Consider the following 14,602-nt stretch of genomic DNA (forward strand, 5'->3'; position numbering starts at 1 on the left):
GAAGACCACGACACCCGGGTACGGGCGGTCTCCTCCGCCCTCTCGGCACCCCGCAACGGCACCAGAACCCCCAGGAGCACCCCATGAACGACACCTACACCCTGAACGGCATCACCCTCACGGCGCCGCCCATCCCGCGCCAGGGCGAGATCCTGACCCGCGAGGCCCTCGACTTCGTGAAGGCCCTGCACCGGGCGACCTACAGGCGCCGCGAGGAGCTCCTCGATCACCGGTGCCGCCAGCGCAAGGCCGTGGCGTCCGGCGTCGACCCGCACTTCCTGCCCGAGACCCGCCACCTCCGCGAGGACGCGTCGTGGCGGGTGGCCCCGACGGCGCCGGGGCTCGAGGACCGCCGCGTGGAGATCACCGGCCCCGTGGACCGCAAGATGACCATCAACGCCCTGAACTCCGGCGCGAAGGTCTGGCTCGCGGACATGGAGGACTCCTCGACGCCGTCGTGGTCCAACGTGATCAACGGCCAGCTGAACCTCAAGGACGCCCTCGCCGGGCGGATCGGGTTCACCTCGCCCGAGGGCAAGGAATACCGGGTCCAGGGACCGGCGGAGGCACTGCCGACGATCGTCGTACGGCCCCGGGGCTGGCACCTGCCGGAGAGGCACGTCCTCATCCAGGACGTCGCCGTCGCGGGCGGCCTGTTCGACTTCGCCCTCTACTTCTTCCACAATGCCCGCACGCTGATCACACAGGGACGCGGCCCCTACTTCTACCTCCCGAAGATCGAGAACCACCTCGAGGCGCGGCTGTGGAACGACATCTTCGTCCAGGCGCAGCATCTGCTCGGCATCCCGCAGGGCACCATCCGCGCCACCGTGCTGATCGAGACCATCACGGCGGCGTTCGAGATGGAGGAGATCCTGTACGAACTCCGGGACCACGCGGCAGGGCTGAACGCCGGCCGGTGGGACTACATCTTCTCGGTCATCAAGAACTTCCGCACCCGCGGACCGCGCTTCGTCCTGCCGGACCGCAATGCCGTCACCATGACGGCGCCCTTCATGCGCGCCTACACGGAGCAGCTCGTCCGCACCTGCCACCGCCGGGGCGCCCACGCGATCGGCGGGATGGCCGCATTCATCCCGAACCGGCGCGACGAGCAGGCCAACGCCCTCGCCCTGGAGAAGGTCCGCGCGGACAAGACCCGGGAGGCGGCCGACGGCTTCGACGGATCCTGGGTGGCGCACCCGGATCTCGTCCCCGTGGCCCGGGAGGTCTTCGACGCGGCGTTCGGGGACCGCCCGAACCAGCTCGACCGCCTGCGGGAGGACGTCCGGCCGGACGACGCCGCCCTGCTGGACATCGCCGCGACGCCGGGCACCATCACGGAACGGGGCATCCGCGAGAACCTGGAGGTCGGGGTGCGGTACATCGAGTCCTGGCTGCGGGGCAACGGCGCCGCGGCCATCAACAACCTGATGGAGGACGCCGCGACGGCCGAGATCTCGCGTTCGCAGATCTGGCAGTGGATCTACACGAGCGCCCTCACCGACGACGGCGAGGTGATCACCCGGGAGCGGGTGACGGATCTGCTCGACGAGGAGTTCGCGGCCCTGGACCGGTTCGACGGAGACAGGTACGACGAGGCGCGTGAGGTCTTCGAGGAGGTGGCGCTCGGCACGGAGTTCCCGGCCTTTTTGACGGTGACTGCGTACTCGAAGTACCTGCGGGACGAGAGGGCACTCACCGCGGCATGACCCTTACGCAGGAGGGGGACGGCGCCGGGCGTCGTCCCCCTTGTCCGCCCTACGGGGCCGTCGTGGGCGCGGGTGCCGTACTGCCCTCCGAACCGCAGGACAACGCGGCGGGCGTGACGTCGACCTTCTCGGGCGGGACGACGCCCGCGTACGTGGAGCCGAGGATGACGTCCACCGTGCGGTCCTCGCGCTCGTCGGCCACGTAGACGGATCCCGGGATGGTGCGCTGCAGGGTGAAGGCGTTGGCCCGGCCGGCCTCGCCCGAGATGACGAGCGCCGTCATGCCGCTCCTCCCGGCCGGCTTGTTGCCCACCTCGCGCACGGCGAAGGCACGGCCGCGGAGCTGGTCGGCGGCGGTGCCGGCCAACCCGTCGATGCTGGTGCTGTTGTAGACGTTGACCGTGATGGCGCTCGGGTCCTGGTAATCGAACGGGCCCGCGGGGCACGTGGACGTCGGTTCGGGGGTCGCCTCGGGCGCCCCGGTCCTGATGTCACCGCGCGCGATGCCGAGGGCGACGTACACGGCCGCGGTCAGCAGCCCGACGAGCAGCACCAGGACGACGCCGTGGCGTACCCGCCGCAGCGTCACCCGGCGGCGACGGTCGGCGTCGTCCTCCGTGAAGACGGCACCGAGATCCGTCTCGGTGACGATCCGCTGGCCGTGCCACTCGGTCGGGTCGCGGCGGGCCCTCGCCCGCTGGTGGCGCGGCGAGCCCTGCTCACTCATCGAGCACGAGGACTCTCGCATGCAGGATGGTGCGCTGGTGCAGCGCGGTCCGGACGGCGCGGTGCAGGCCGTCCTCGAGGTACATCGTCTCGTTCCACTGCACCACGTGCGGGAAGAGGTCGCCGAAGAACGTCGAGTCCTCGGCGAGGAGCGCCCCGAGGTCGAGCGTGGTCTTGGTGGTCACCAGTTCGTCGAGCCGCACCTGCCGGGGAGGCACCTCCGCCCAGTCCTTGGGTGTCACGCATCCGTGGTCGGGGTACGGCCTGCCGTCGCTCACTGCTTTGAAGATCACCTCTCTAGGGTAGGTAATTGCTTCGGCCAATGGAACGCGGATGTCCCGGAGGCGGGCATCTCGTGGCCCAATGGTTACGCCGCGGGTCCCCGCGGTGGCAGGGGGAGCTCGTCGCCGTGCCGCGGGTAGGAGGGCTGTGCGCCCGGGCGCTGCACCGTGTAGGAGCCGACGCGCACGGCGAGACGGACGGCGTCCTCGAGCGATTCGCCCGCCGCGAGCCGCGCAGCGAGTGCGCCGACGAAGGCGTCCCCGGCGCCCGTCGTATCGACCGCCGTCACCTGCGGGGCGGGCACGCCGCGGACCGCGGCGTCGCCTGCGGCGGCGACGAGGGCCCCGCCGCTGCCGAGCGTCATCACCACCGACGCGACGCCGAGGGCGAGCAGGCCCTTGACGACGGCACCGTGGTCCGCTGACACCGGACCGCCGAGGTGCTCGAGGACCAGCGCCCCCTCGTGCTCGTTGACCACCAGGGGGTCGGCGCGGAGGAGCGTGGGGCCGTCGACGGCGATGACGGGTGCGAGGTTGATGATGACCCGCCCCGTGGCGAGCCGGACGGCGGCGGCCGTGGCGTGAGCCGGCAGTTCACCCTGGACGACGACGACGCCCGCGTCCCGGATGATGGCGCCGGAGGTTTCGACGAGGTCCGGTGTGACCTCGGCGTTGGCGCCGGGCAGCACCACGATGGTGTTCTCGCCGTCGTCGCTCACCTGGATGACGGCGATTCCGGTGGCGCCCCCGGTGCGCCGGACGGCCCGCAGGCCGACACCGGCCGTCCTCAGCATCGACAGGGCGACGTCGGCGTACGCGTCGGCCCCCACGGCGCCGATCAGGATGACCTCGGCGCCGAGCAGCGCGGCGGCGACGGCCTGGTTGGCGCCCTTGCCGCCGGGCAGCACCGTCATCGAGCGGCCCTGCACCGTCTCGCCCGGCCGGGGGTGCCTGTCGACGGTGACGACGAGGTCCACGTTGATGGACCCGACGACGACGATGCCCGCTCCGGTGCTCATGCCGTGAGTCTTCCACGCCCGTCGAGCGCCCGCACCGACGGACGCGAATGGAGGGACTGCGCGAGGCGGAACATAATGGATCCATGCCTACGGACGCCCCGATCGACCTGCTGCCCGATGCCCCCGCTTCGACGACCCCCCGCAGGGGCGGGCCCGCCCGGGGCCTCCTGCTCGACGTCGACGGGCCGGTGGCCAGCCCCGTCACCCGGACGGTGCCCGCCGGGATCATCGCCGACCTGCTCACGCTCGCCGCGGCGGGCTGGCCCGTGGTGTTCAACACGGGCCGCTCGGACGCCTTCATCCGCGAGCAGGTGATGAAGCCGATGCTCGCCGCGGGCCTGCCTGCGGGGGTGACCTTCCACGCGGTCTGCGAGAAGGGTGCCACCTGGTTCTCCTTCACGGCCGACGGCGCCGGGGAGGTCTTCCTCGACCCCGGGCTCGCGCTGCCCACGAGCTTCGCCGACGACGTACGGGACCTCGTGGAGGAGAAGTACTCCCACCTCATGTTCTTCGACGAGACGAAACTCGCCATGGTGTCGGTGGAGCAGTCCCTCGAAGCGGCGAACGCCGAGTACCTGGCGGGCCAGCCGTCCTTCGACGACGACGCGCTGGACATCATGCACAGCCACGACATGGGCGCCTGCCGGCTGGACCGGGAGGAACCGGACAGCAACGGGGACATCGACTACCGCGTGGATCCCACCATCATCTCGACCGACATCGAGTCGGTCCGCGTGGGCAAGGACCTGGGCGCGGAGCGGGCACTCACCCTCGTGGCGCCGCTCATGGACCTCCCCCGCACGTGGCGCACCGTCGGTGACTCCAGGACGGACTACGCCATGGCCGACTACCTGCACGAGCAGGGGTACGACGTCGCGCACATCGACGTCCGCCCGGCCGACGGCGTGCCCGCGAAGCCGTACGAGATCCTGACGGAGGGCTCACTCATCCACGAGGAGGCGGGCGCCGCCTTCCTCGCGCGCTGCGTCGCCTCCCTGGGCTAGGCGGCCCGGCTCAGGCTGCGGGCCGCGCCAGGGCGTCCTCGATCGCGGCGATCACCTCGGGTGCATCCGGCTCGACGGTCGGGGCGAACCGCGCGACGACGTCGCCGTCGCGGCCGACCAGGAACTTCTCGAAGTTCCACTTCACGAGCCCGGGCAGGACACCGCTCCTGAACGTCGTCAGCTGCCCGTAGAGCGGGTGCTGGTCCTTGCCGCGCACGTCGCCCTTGGCCAGGAGCGGGAACGTGACGCCGAACGTCGTCGAGCAGAACTCGGCGATCTCGCCGTCGCTCCCGGGTTCCTGTCCCATGAACTGGTTGCAGGGCATGCCGAGCACCACGAGGCCCTCCGCGGCGTACCGGCCGTACAGCGCCTCGAGGCCCGCGTACTGCGGGGTGAAGCCGCACTTCGATGCGACGTTGACCACCAGGACGGGGTGGCCGCGGAAATCGCCGAAGGACCTGGTGCTGCCGTCGTTCATGGTGAGGTCGATCCCGTACAGGCCGGACGCGGACATGGCTGCTCCCTGGTGGTCGGTGGTGCTCGTGCTTCGTATCGTCGCACGCCGCGGATGGCCCACCGTGCGGACGGAGCAAAACGGGCGGGGGGTACGTTGAAAGGAACGGCGGCCCGGAGGCCGGCCGCAGGACACCGACAGGACGGGTCGCCGGATGGGAATCATCGATACGTGGAAGACGCAGCTCCGAACGACCTTCACGGACGGTGATCCGACCATCCCCCAGTGGCAGTTCGAGTTCGAGAAGGGCGACGACGTCGGGTACTTCCCGGTGGACTCGGCCGTGTGGACGGTGCACAGCTCGATGACGCCGACCGTCGCCGGCATCCGCGCCCTGCTGCTCCAGACGCTGCACCCGGGCGCCATGGCCGGCGTGCACGCCCACTCGAACTTCCGCGAGGAGCCGCTCGGACGGCTCGCCAACACCATCCGCTGGATCTTCACGGTGACGTACGGCTCGAAGGTCGCGGCCCGGGAGGGCTCGGCGTTCGTCCAGCGCCTCCACACCCGGGTCACCGGGACGTACACCGACAGCCGGGGCGTCGAGACGCCCTATTCCGCGGCGGACCCGGATCTGATCCGCTGGGTGCACCTCGCATTCACCGACGCCTTCGTGGCCGCGCATTCCGCGTACGGCGGGCCCATCCCGAATGGTGTGGACCAGTACGTGGCGGAATGGGCGCAGGCCGGTGAGCTGATGGGGCTCGAGGACCCGCCGCGATCCGCCGCCGAACTGCGGGCGCAGCTCGCGGCGTTCGACCGCGACCTCAGGGACAGCGAGCAGGTGCAGGAGACGCTGACGTACATCCGCCGTCCGCCCCTGCCCCGGTCCCAGCGCCTCGGGTACCGGATCCTGTTCGCCGGAGCCGTGGCGACGCTCGAGCCGCGCCACCGCGAGATGCTCGGTCTGCGGGTGCCGTCGCTGGGGCCGGTCCCACTGCCGATCCGGCCGGCGGTGCGGCTGGTCCTCGGGATGATCCGTCTGGGGCTGGGGCCGGAGGGCCCCGCGGAGACCGCGGCGAGGACGCGCATCCGCCGGGTGTCCGCTGCCGCGGACCCGTCCACGGCTTAACGCAGCAGGACCCCGGCCGGAGCCGGGGTCCTGCTGATCGAACCGTGCAGCGGAGGATGGGGGATTTGAACCCCCGAGGGCGTGAACCCAACACGCGTTCCAGGCGTGCGCCATAGGCCGCTAGGCGAATCCTCCTCCTTTGGAGCAGATACCAGAATACCCATACAACGGGTTCCTGCCGAATCGCGGCGGTCGGGCAGGAGGATCCGTCGGCCCTGCCGGGAGGATTCGAAGGCCACGCGGTCCACTGTGTAGACTATTTCCCGGCCCCTCATGTGGTGTCATCCTGTGAACTCCCCCAGGACCGGAAGGTAGCAAGGGTAAGCGGGCTCTGGCAGGTGCATGGGGGGTCTTCACTTTAAGGGCGCGGGAGGTTCGACGGTGGCAGACACGGGCGGCGGCCGCTTCGCCCCGAGCCCCTCCGGCCCACTGCATGTCGGCAACCTCCGCACGGCCGTCCTCGCGTGGCTCTTCGCCCGCTCCACCGGACGCCGTTTCCTGATCAGGGTGGAGGACCTGGACCGCGTCCGTGCCGGCGCCGAAGCTGAACAACTCGCGGAACTGGCGGCCCTGGGCCTCTCCCCCGACGAACCGGTCCTGCGCCAGAGCGGGCGAATCCCCCGGTACACCTCGGCGCTCGATCAGCTCATCGCCCGGGACCTCGCCTACGAGTGCTTCTGCACGCGGCGCGACGTCGCCGAGGCAGCGAGCGCCCCGCACGGCCGGCCCGGCTTCTACCCCGGCACGTGCCGTGCGCTCCGCGAGGACGAGCGGGCACGACGACGCCTCGACCGCCGTCCTGCCCTGCGGCTGCGCTCCGCCGTCGAGAGCTGGACCGTCGAGGACCTGCTCGCCGGGCCCGTCTCGGCGCCCGTCGACGACCTCGTCCTGCGGCGGAACGACGGCGTGATCGCCTACAACCTCGCCGTCGTGGTCGACGACGCGGCGCAGGGCATCGACCAGGTGGTGCGCGGCGACGACCTCCTCGAGTCCGCCCCACGGCAGGCCTACCTCGCCTCCCTGCTCGGACTCCCCGTGCCTGCCTACGCGCACGTGCCCCTGGCCGTGACGGGAGAGGGCCGCCGTTTGGCAAAGCGGGACGGCGCTGTGACACTGGAGGACCTCGCCGGGCAGGGCTGGCCCGCTGCCGCGGTGCTGGACGTGATCCTGGCGTCGCTCGGCCTCCCCGGCGGGAGCCTGGACGCCGCTCTGGCGGTGTTCGATCCCGGGCGGCTGCCGCGCGACCCCTGGGTGGTCGACCCCGCCGTCCTGTTCCCCGCCGCCGGCCCGGCATGCAAACCGTCAGCACCAACCGATAAGGTTCATCCGTGAGTACAGCCCTCTACCGCCGCTACCGTCCCGAGACCTTCGCGGACGTCATCGGCCAGGAGCATGTCACGGAACCCCTGATGGCGGCCATCGACAAGGACCGCATCAATCACGCCTACCTGTTCTCCGGGCCCCGCGGCTGTGGCAAGACCACCTCGGCGCGGATCCTCGCCCGCTGCCTCAACTGCGCCCAGGGGCCCACCTCCACGCCGTGCGGTGTCTGCGACAGCTGCGTGGAACTCGCCCGGAACGGCTCGGGCAGCCTCGACGTCATCGAGATCGATGCCGCGAGCCACGGTGGCGTCGACGACGCACGCGACCTGCGCGAGCGCGCCACCTTCGCCCCCGTCCGCGACCGGTTCAAGATCTTCATCATCGACGAGGCCCACATGGTCACGTCGGCGGGCTTCAACGCCCTGCTGAAGATCGTGGAGGAGCCGCCGGAGCACATCCTGTTCATCTTCGCGACCACCGAGCCGGACAAGGTGATCGGCACCATCCGTTCGCGGACCCACCACTATCCCTTCCGGCTCGTCCCGCCCGAACCCCTCATGGCCTACCTCGACCTGCTGTGCCGTCAGGAGAACGTGCCGGTGGCGCCCGGCGTCCTCTCGCTCGTGGTCCGGGCCGGCGGCGGGTCCGTCCGCGACTCCCTCTCCGTGCTCGACCAGCTCATGGCCGGCGCGGGCGCAGCCGGGCTCGACTACGAGCTCGCCGTCTCGCTCCTCGGTTACACGCACGCGACCCTGCTCGACGACGTCGTCGACTCCGTGGCGGCCGGCGACGCCGCGACGGTGTTCAACGCCGTGGACCGCGTCATCCAGACCGGGCACGACCCCCGGCGTTTCGTGGAGGACCTGCTGGAGCGGTTCCGCGACCTGATCGTCATCAACGCGGTCCCCGAGGGCGCCGCGTCCATCCTGCGCGGCGTCCCCGACGACCAGCTCAACCGGATGCGGACGCAGGCGAACCAGCTCGGCGCCGGAGAATTGTCCCGCGCCGCCGACGTCACCAATGCGGCCCTGAACGAGATGACCGGTGCCACGTCGCCACGCCTGCACCTCGAACTGCTGTGCGCCCGCCTGCTGCTGCCCGCCGCCGATGCCTCGGTGCGCGGCACCCTCGCGCGGGTCGACCGCATCGAGCGTCGCCTCGAGTATGCCGCCGGGACGCCCGCTGCCGACGGCGGCAGCGAGCCCATCGCCGGCCCCGGGTCGGTCGCCGCGGCCGAGCCCTCGAAGCCTCCGCGTCCACGGCTCGACGGCGTCCCCCGGACCGCCGAGGAGGCTGCCGCCCGTTGGTCGTTGCCCACCGCGGACCCGGCCGGTCCTGCAGTACCCGCAGCACTCACGGGTCCGCAGTCCCCCGCGGTCCCGGCAGTTGGGCGCGATCAGCAGCACCCGAAGGCACCCGCTGCGGACTCCTCGCCCGACTGGGGTGGCAACTGGGGTGTCTCCACCGACTCCGCCTTCGCCGACCCTGTACCGGCGGCAAGCACGCCGGCGCGTCCGGCGGCAAGCACGCCCGGTCCCGCCGGCGCCCCGACGGCTTCAGGTACCCCGACGGACGCAGGCGCACCTGAGGCCCCCGGCACTGCCGGCACTCCGGATGCGCCCGACTCCCCGGGCGTCGGGACCGCAGAGGGGACACCGCTGGGCGCCCCGGCGCCGGCCGCTCCGGACGGTGCTCCGGACGGTGCTCCGGCTCAGGGCGGGCCCGAAGGCGGGCCCGACGGGGCAGAGCACGCGGCTTCTGCCGAGCGCCGGGCGGACGGACAGCCCGGGACGACCGAGGTCAGCCGCGAGGCCCCTGGAGCCTCTGCGGATGGGAGCGCGCAGCACCCCGGCGAGCGGGCCCGGCAACCGCACGGCCAGCAGCCACAGCAGGCACAGGCACAGCATCGCGCCGAATCCCGCGCTGAGGCGGGTGCCGGTTCGGGTCGGCAGGCGGGGCCGCAGCCCGGAGCCGACCCCCAGCGGCAGCCCGACACTGCCCCCAACCGGCAACCGGCACCACAGCAGCACGCACCGCAGCAACCCGCACCGCAGCAGCCGGCACCGCAGCAACCCGCACCGCAGCAACCCGCACCGCAGCAGCCGGCTCCTGCGGCGGGCGGACCGGTCCAGCCGCAGCAGGAGTCCCGCCGGCCCGAAGCCGGCCGGCAGGGGCAGTCCGCCGCGTCCGGCGGCAACGTCGAGATGATCCGACGCGCCTGGCCCGAGATCATGGACGAGGTCGCGCACATCAAGCGAGCCACCTGGCTCATCGTGAACGTCTCGGCCAAGCCGCGGTCGTTCGAGGGCAATCAACTGGTCCTCGCCTTCGTGAACCAGGGCAATGCCATCGGATTCCAGCGCGGGCCCCACATGGATAACCTGAAGCAGGCGATCTACAAGGTCCTCGGCCTCACCTGCTCCATCGAAGCGGTCCACGACGCCGGCGGGTCGGGTGAGTCGGGCCCAAAAGTACCGGCCGGCACGGCGGCCCCGGGTAGCACCCCGGGCCCTGCTTCCTCGGTGTCGGGTCCGAGCGGCCAGCCCCTGAGACCCGGAGAGGATACCCGCCCCCCTGCGGGAGCCGAGGTCGCCCGGTCTGCGGAGCCCGAGGGCAGGCCATCAGCGGGCGTTCCCGCTCCGTCATCGCCCGCCGCACCCACGCCGTCGTCCCGCGCCGGCGCTGCGCCCCGCCCCGCCGAGCCCACCGATTCCGTCGCGCCCGCAGACGCGGCCGCTGCATCGTCACCCGGGCCGCGCATGGACGACACCCGCACCCCCGACCGGGCCGTCACCGCCGGAACATCCGGCGTCGTCGGGAATGCCGTCCGCCCGGAAGCCGACAGTGCGCCCGCGTCCGAGCCGGCCGGGCCTGCCTCCGACACCCGCCCGACACCGCCCAGGGACGCCGACCGGCCGAGCACCACGACTCCGGCTGCCGCACCTGCACGGGGCGGGAACGCGCCCGCAGCACCCGGATCTCGGTCGGCGGCTCGTGATACCTCCACCTCCGACCGCGCGAAGACCCCCGCTCCGGCCTCGGGCGCCAGCCGTGGCACCCGCTCGGCGTCGTCCGACGCCGAGGCCGTCAGCGCCTGGGACCCGTCCATGGCGGACGACTCCTGGGCGCTCGTGGAGCCCCCCGAGGAAGCATTCGATCCCGGGCCGGGCTGGGGCTCCGTCCCGGAGGATCCCTACGCCCGGCAGGCCGCAGGACCCAGCGGGACCGGAGGAGCCCAGCCGCCCACGGCGCGCGTACCCGACACGGCGAGCAGCCCCGGCCCCGATGCCCAGCGCACCGGACAGGGCGCGGGCCGCGGTCCGTCGACTCCGGATCCCCGCCCCGGGTTCGAGACAGCCCCCGCGGGTTCGGCTCCTGCACCGACGGCGTCCCGCTCCGTCGTCTGGAGCCCCCCCGGCACGGCGACGCCGGCCCCGGCGCCCGGCGACCGGTCGGAGGCCCCGGCGTCGGGCGCGGCAACCACCGACGCAGGTGCTGCACACCAGGACGCCGCACACCAGGACGCCGCACGCGCGACCGCCCGGCGCAGGGGGCCGGTCGTGCCCCGGTTCGCGGCTCCAGCACCCGTGGCGGCCGGCACCCCGGCGCCGGCACCCGATCCGGGGGCAACCGCTCCCGGCCCGGCGGCGACCGACGGCGGAGCCGGACAGGACCGGCCTGCTGCGGCCGACACCGCCCGGCGGAAACCGGTCAGCCGCTACCAGCAGCTGCTCGACGAAGCGGAACGGAAACGCGCCGAGGAGGCGGCTGCGGCGCGGGGCGCGGTCGATCTGCGCTTCGTGGAGGACGAGCCCAGTGCCGACGACGAGACCATCGAGGAATCGGGGCTCGTGGGACGGACCGCGATCGAGCGGATCCTCAACGGGCGCCTCGTCGAGGAACGCAGCGTCGACGGCCAATAGTCCGCACCCCATGTCGCCTGTGCCCGGCCCATGCTCAGGGCGTAACGACGCAGCGGCGCCACGCGCGCTTCGCGGCCACGGCAGGGCGGACAATGGAAGGGCACTCCCACTCGCCCAGGCAGCGGGAGTCCGCCGACCACGCACCGGCACCGGGACACCGGCACCATCACCCCAGGCAGAAGAGGACACACCGTGTACGAAGGCGCAGTGCAGGAGCTTATCGACGAGCTCGGACGCCTGCCCGGGGTCGGCCCGAAATCGGCCCAGCGCCTCGCGTTCCACATCCTGGAAGCGGACGGCGAGGACATGCAGCGCCTCGTCACCGCGATCACCACGGTGAAGGAACGCGTGAAGTTCTGCACCATCTGCGGCAACGTCGCCGAGCAGGAACAGTGCGCCATCTGCCGCGATCCCCGCCGGGATGCGTCGATGATCTGCGTCGTCGAGGAATCGAAGGACGTGATCGCCGTCGAGCGCACACGCTCCTTCCGCGGCAGGTACCACGTCCTCGGAGGGGCCATCAATCCCATCGCCGGCGTGGGCCCGGACCAGCTGCGTATCCGCGAACTGCTCGCCCGCCTGTCGGACGCCCAGATCCAGGAGATCATCATCGCCACGGATCCGAACCTGGAAGGGGAAGCGACGGCGACCTACCTGGTGCGCATGCTCAAGACCATCGGCATCCCGGTGACGCGCCTCGCCTCCGGGCTCCCGGTGGGCGGGGATCTCGAGTACGCGGACGAGGTCACCCTCGGGCGGGCTTTCGAGGGCCGCCGCGCCATGTCCTGACGCCGGCGGCCCCGGCAGGCTCCCCTAGGCGATCCGCGTCCCCTGCGCGAGCCGCTTCGCGGGCATCGTCAGCCTCCGCCGGGCGCCCGCCAGGAGCGCCCCCGCCAGGACCAGCTGAACCCCCAGCCCCAGCGGCCAGAACGGTGTCTCCTGCGGCAGCGGCCGAAGAGCCTGGGTGGCCTCCTCGCAGGTCTGATCGGTGTCGGGCCCGGCCTGCGCCGAGCGCACCCCCTGGCTGATCGTCTCCATGACGCCGGGCGTGTAGTACGGCCCTCCGCTCGCCCCGTAGGGGTCCTGCGTTCCGGGCTCCGGCAGGTCCTCGATGCTGTAGGGCACGGCGTCGGCCACCACCACGAACGGATTCGCGGCCAGGATCCAGGTGATGTACTGCGTATTCGGGACCTCCGACGTGTAGGTCTGCGTCATGCACTCCATCTCGGCGCCCGGCTCGGGAGCGCCCATGCTGTCGAGGCTGGAATCCGGGTAGGTGTAGTAGGACGACGTGATCGTCCGCTCCTCCATCACCAGCAGCGTGCTCAGCCCGAAGACGATCACCGTCCCGATGGCGAGCAGCGCCACCAGCATGTAGGTGCTGACGATGGAGAAAAGGGGCCGGTTCGCGAGCGCCGAGACGCCCACCCCGATCGCACACACGACGCCGAGTTCCACCGCGAGCATCAGCAGCGAGACGACCGCCTCCTGGCCGTTCACGCCGCCGAGGGCCAGCGCCCAGAAGATGAAGGGGCTGCTGAGGACGAGGAACACCAGCGATCCCACCCATGAGGCGAGCCACTTCCCCGCGAGCAGCTGCCCCGGCGTCAGCAGGGTGACCTGGAGGATCGCGAGGGTGCCGCCTGCACGGTCACCGTTGACGGCGTTCGCGGAGAGCCCGGGAGACACCAGGAGCCCGAAGAACAGGACGAAGCCGACGATCAGGTCGAAGAGGATCCCGCCCTCGTTGTCGGTGGTCCCCAGGACGCCGAGACCGAGGACGAAGATGAAGCCGATCACCACGAACCAGGTGCCGAGCATCCAGTACCAGCCCCGGCCCCGGAGGCGCTGCTTCATCTCCAGGGCGAACACCGTCCGGACCGCCGTGCGGAAGGGCAGGGAGGTCGCGGGGCGGACGGGTCCAGGGGTCGACGGTTCGGTCACTGTGCTCATCGTCTGTCCGTATCCAGGCTCATGTAGGTCTCTTCGAGCGCACCACCAGCGGGTGCGAAAGCGGTGACGACGACGTCGGCCATCACCAGGGTGCGCAGCAGCCAGGAGGCCTCCGCGGTGCTGCCGAGCTGGACGAGGAACTCCTCCCGGCGCGAGTCACGGCGCGCCTCGAAGCGCACCCCGTGGCTCTGCAGCGCAGCGGCAAGGGCGCTCATCGGCTCCGCCTGGATGTAGTAGCGGCGGAGCTGGCTGCCCGCCTCATCGAGGGTCTGGCTCTTGACGGACTCCCCCCGGCTGACGAAGACGGCGCGGTCGGCGATCTCGTCCAGCTCGGACAGGACGTGGCTCGACACCACGACGGTCTTGCCCTCGGCAGCGAGGGAGCGCAGCAGCGACCTCAGATCCACCCGGGACCCGGGATCGAGGCCCGACGCCGGCTCGTCCAGGAGGAGGACCTGGGGGTCGTGGATGAGCGCGCGGGCCAGGCTGAGCCGCTGCTGCTGACCGCGGGAGAGGACCCGGGCCGGCTGGTGGCCGAAGTCGGTGAGCTTCACGGCGTCGAGCAGTTCCCCGGCGCGCCGGGTCCGGTCCGCCGGGCCCATCCCGTACAGCGCACCGAGCGTCGTCAGCACCTCCAGGGCCGTCAGTGATTCCCACACCCCCAGGGTGTCCGGCATCCACCCGGTCCTGCTCCGCACCTCCGCGGGCTGCGCGACGGGGTCGAAACCCGCCACACGGATGCTGCCGTGATCGGGAGCCAGGAGGCTCGCCATCATCAGCAGCAGGGTTGTCTTGCCGGAGCCGTTCGGACCGATCAGAGCGGTCACTTCCCCGGGCGGAGCCTCGAAATCGATATCGCGGACGGCCTGCACCGAGCCGAAGCTCCGCGCCAGCCCCTCGACGACGATTCCCCCAGATTCGTTGGTCATGCTCCGAGGGTAGGCGACGCAGGACCATTCGGACCGGAAACCGGGACGGCAATCCGTGGGTAAACGCGGGTTCTCATTCGGACCCGGACTTTTGGGGGGACCAATCCCCCGCCGCTAGACTGGCACGGGCGTAGGATCCCGGTCCT

12 protein-coding genes, 1 tRNA gene and 1 other RNA gene are annotated in these 14,602 nt (G+C 71.7%); 7 read left to right on the forward strand and 7 right to left on the reverse strand.

Annotation, left to right across the window (positions count from 1 at the left end):
- Window positions 1-83 precede the first annotated feature (83 nt).
- Window positions 84-1,712 carry a malate synthase A gene (gene aceB, locus ACX80P_RS13585; protein WP_459278638.1) on the forward strand — a complete coding sequence of 543 codons (1,629 nt, stop codon included), beginning with the start codon at window positions 84-86 and terminating at the stop codon, window positions 1,710-1,712.
- Window positions 1,713-1,761: 49 nt separating this feature from the next.
- Here aceB and ACX80P_RS13590 read toward each other — a convergent pair whose 3' ends face one another.
- From ACX80P_RS13590 to ACX80P_RS13600, 3 genes are all read right to left on the reverse strand, one after another.
- Window positions 1,762-2,439, reverse strand: coding sequence for a LytR C-terminal domain-containing protein (locus ACX80P_RS13590; RefSeq protein ID WP_459278639.1), 678 nt, complete (start codon window positions 2,437-2,439; stop codon window positions 1,762-1,764).
- Window positions 2,432-2,731 carry a type II toxin-antitoxin system VapB family antitoxin gene (locus ACX80P_RS13595; RefSeq protein WP_104167080.1) on the reverse strand — a complete coding sequence of 100 codons (300 nt, stop codon included), beginning with the start codon at window positions 2,729-2,731 and terminating at the stop codon, window positions 2,432-2,434. Before ACX80P_RS13595 ends, ACX80P_RS13590 begins: the two co-directional genes overlap by 8 nt.
- Window positions 2,732-2,805: 74 nt before the next feature.
- Window positions 2,806-3,738 (reverse strand): ribokinase, encoded by a 933-nt coding sequence (locus ACX80P_RS13600; protein WP_459278640.1) that lies wholly within the window; start codon window positions 3,736-3,738, stop codon window positions 2,806-2,808.
- An 83-nt stretch (window positions 3,739-3,821) separates the two neighbouring features.
- Between ACX80P_RS13600 and ACX80P_RS13605 the strand changes: the two genes are divergently transcribed.
- Window positions 3,822-4,742 (forward strand): Cof-type HAD-IIB family hydrolase, encoded by a 921-nt coding sequence (locus ACX80P_RS13605; RefSeq protein WP_459278641.1) that lies wholly within the window; start codon window positions 3,822-3,824, stop codon window positions 4,740-4,742.
- Window positions 4,743-4,752: 10 nt separating this feature from the next.
- On the opposite strand, the gene ACX80P_RS13610 is transcribed toward ACX80P_RS13605, so the two are convergent.
- Window positions 4,753-5,256 (reverse strand): glutathione peroxidase, encoded by a 504-nt coding sequence (locus tag ACX80P_RS13610; RefSeq protein WP_459278642.1) that lies wholly within the window; start codon window positions 5,254-5,256, stop codon window positions 4,753-4,755.
- Between the two features lie 154 nt (window positions 5,257-5,410).
- On the opposite strand from ACX80P_RS13610, the gene ACX80P_RS13615 reads away from it, so the two are divergent.
- Complete coding sequence (locus ACX80P_RS13615; protein WP_459278643.1) at window positions 5,411-6,328, forward strand: oxygenase MpaB family protein; 918 nt, start codon at window positions 5,411-5,413, stop codon at window positions 6,326-6,328.
- A gap of 50 nt (window positions 6,329-6,378) precedes the next feature.
- Here ACX80P_RS13615 and ACX80P_RS13620 read toward each other — a convergent pair.
- Window positions 6,379-6,463: transfer RNA gene (locus ACX80P_RS13620), tRNA-Ser, on the reverse strand.
- A 127-nt stretch (window positions 6,464-6,590) separates the two neighbouring features.
- Between ACX80P_RS13620 and ffs the strand changes: the two genes are divergently transcribed.
- The 4 genes from ffs to recR all read left to right on the forward strand — a co-directional run bounded on the left by ffs (window position 6,591) and on the right by recR (window position 12,363).
- Window positions 6,591-6,686: signal recognition particle sRNA small type (ffs, locus tag ACX80P_RS13625), an RNA gene on the forward strand.
- 23 nt (window positions 6,687-6,709) lie between these two features.
- Entirely contained in the window at window positions 6,710-7,660 is a 951-nt protein-coding gene (gluQRS, locus tag ACX80P_RS13630) for a tRNA glutamyl-Q(34) synthetase GluQRS (protein WP_459278644.1), read from the forward strand.
- Window positions 7,657-11,574, forward strand: a complete 3,918-nt coding sequence (locus ACX80P_RS13635) for a DNA polymerase III subunit gamma and tau (RefSeq protein ID WP_459278645.1) — start codon at window positions 7,657-7,659, stop codon at window positions 11,572-11,574. The genes gluQRS and ACX80P_RS13635 overlap by 4 nt, the downstream gene beginning before the upstream one ends.
- A 192-nt stretch (window positions 11,575-11,766) precedes the next feature.
- On the forward strand, window positions 11,767-12,363 hold the full coding sequence (gene recR / locus ACX80P_RS13640; RefSeq protein ID WP_459278646.1) for a recombination mediator RecR: 597 nt from the start codon (window positions 11,767-11,769) through the stop codon (window positions 12,361-12,363).
- A 24-nt stretch (window positions 12,364-12,387) separates the two neighbouring features.
- On the opposite strand, the gene ACX80P_RS13645 is transcribed toward recR, so the two are convergent.
- Entirely contained in the window at window positions 12,388-13,527 is a 1,140-nt protein-coding gene (locus ACX80P_RS13645) for an ABC transporter permease (RefSeq protein WP_459278647.1), read from the reverse strand.
- Entirely contained in the window at window positions 13,524-14,456 is a 933-nt protein-coding gene (locus ACX80P_RS13650) for an ABC transporter ATP-binding protein (protein ID WP_459278648.1), read from the reverse strand. Before ACX80P_RS13650 ends, ACX80P_RS13645 begins: the two co-directional genes overlap by 4 nt.
- Window positions 14,457-14,602 lie beyond the last annotated feature (146 nt).

The organism is Arthrobacter arabinosi, assembly GCF_054511115.1.

Bases quoted from the DNA above. Each gene is read 5' to 3' on its own strand.
- aceB (WP_459278638.1), top strand. From the start codon at position 84: ATGAACGACACCTACACCCTGAACGGCATCACCCTCACGGCGCCGCCC.
- ACX80P_RS13590 (WP_459278639.1), bottom strand. From the start codon at position 2,439: ATGAGTGAGCAGGGCTCGCCGCGCCACCAGCGGGCGAGGGCCCGCCGC.
- ACX80P_RS13600 (WP_459278640.1), bottom strand. From the start codon at position 3,738: ATGAGCACCGGAGCGGGCATCGTCGTCGTCGGGTCCATCAACGTGGAC.
- ACX80P_RS13605 (WP_459278641.1), top strand. From the start codon at position 3,822: ATGCCTACGGACGCCCCGATCGACCTGCTGCCCGATGCCCCCGCTTCG.
- ACX80P_RS13610 (WP_459278642.1), bottom strand. From the start codon at position 5,256: ATGTCCGCGTCCGGCCTGTACGGGATCGACCTCACCATGAACGACGGC.
- ACX80P_RS13615 (WP_459278643.1), top strand. From the start codon at position 5,411: ATGGGAATCATCGATACGTGGAAGACGCAGCTCCGAACGACCTTCACG.
- ACX80P_RS13645 (WP_459278647.1), bottom strand. From the start codon at position 13,527: ATGAGCACAGTGACCGAACCGTCGACCCCTGGACCCGTCCGCCCCGCG.
- ACX80P_RS13650 (WP_459278648.1), bottom strand. From the start codon at position 14,456: ATGACCAACGAATCTGGGGGAATCGTCGTCGAGGGGCTGGCGCGGAGC.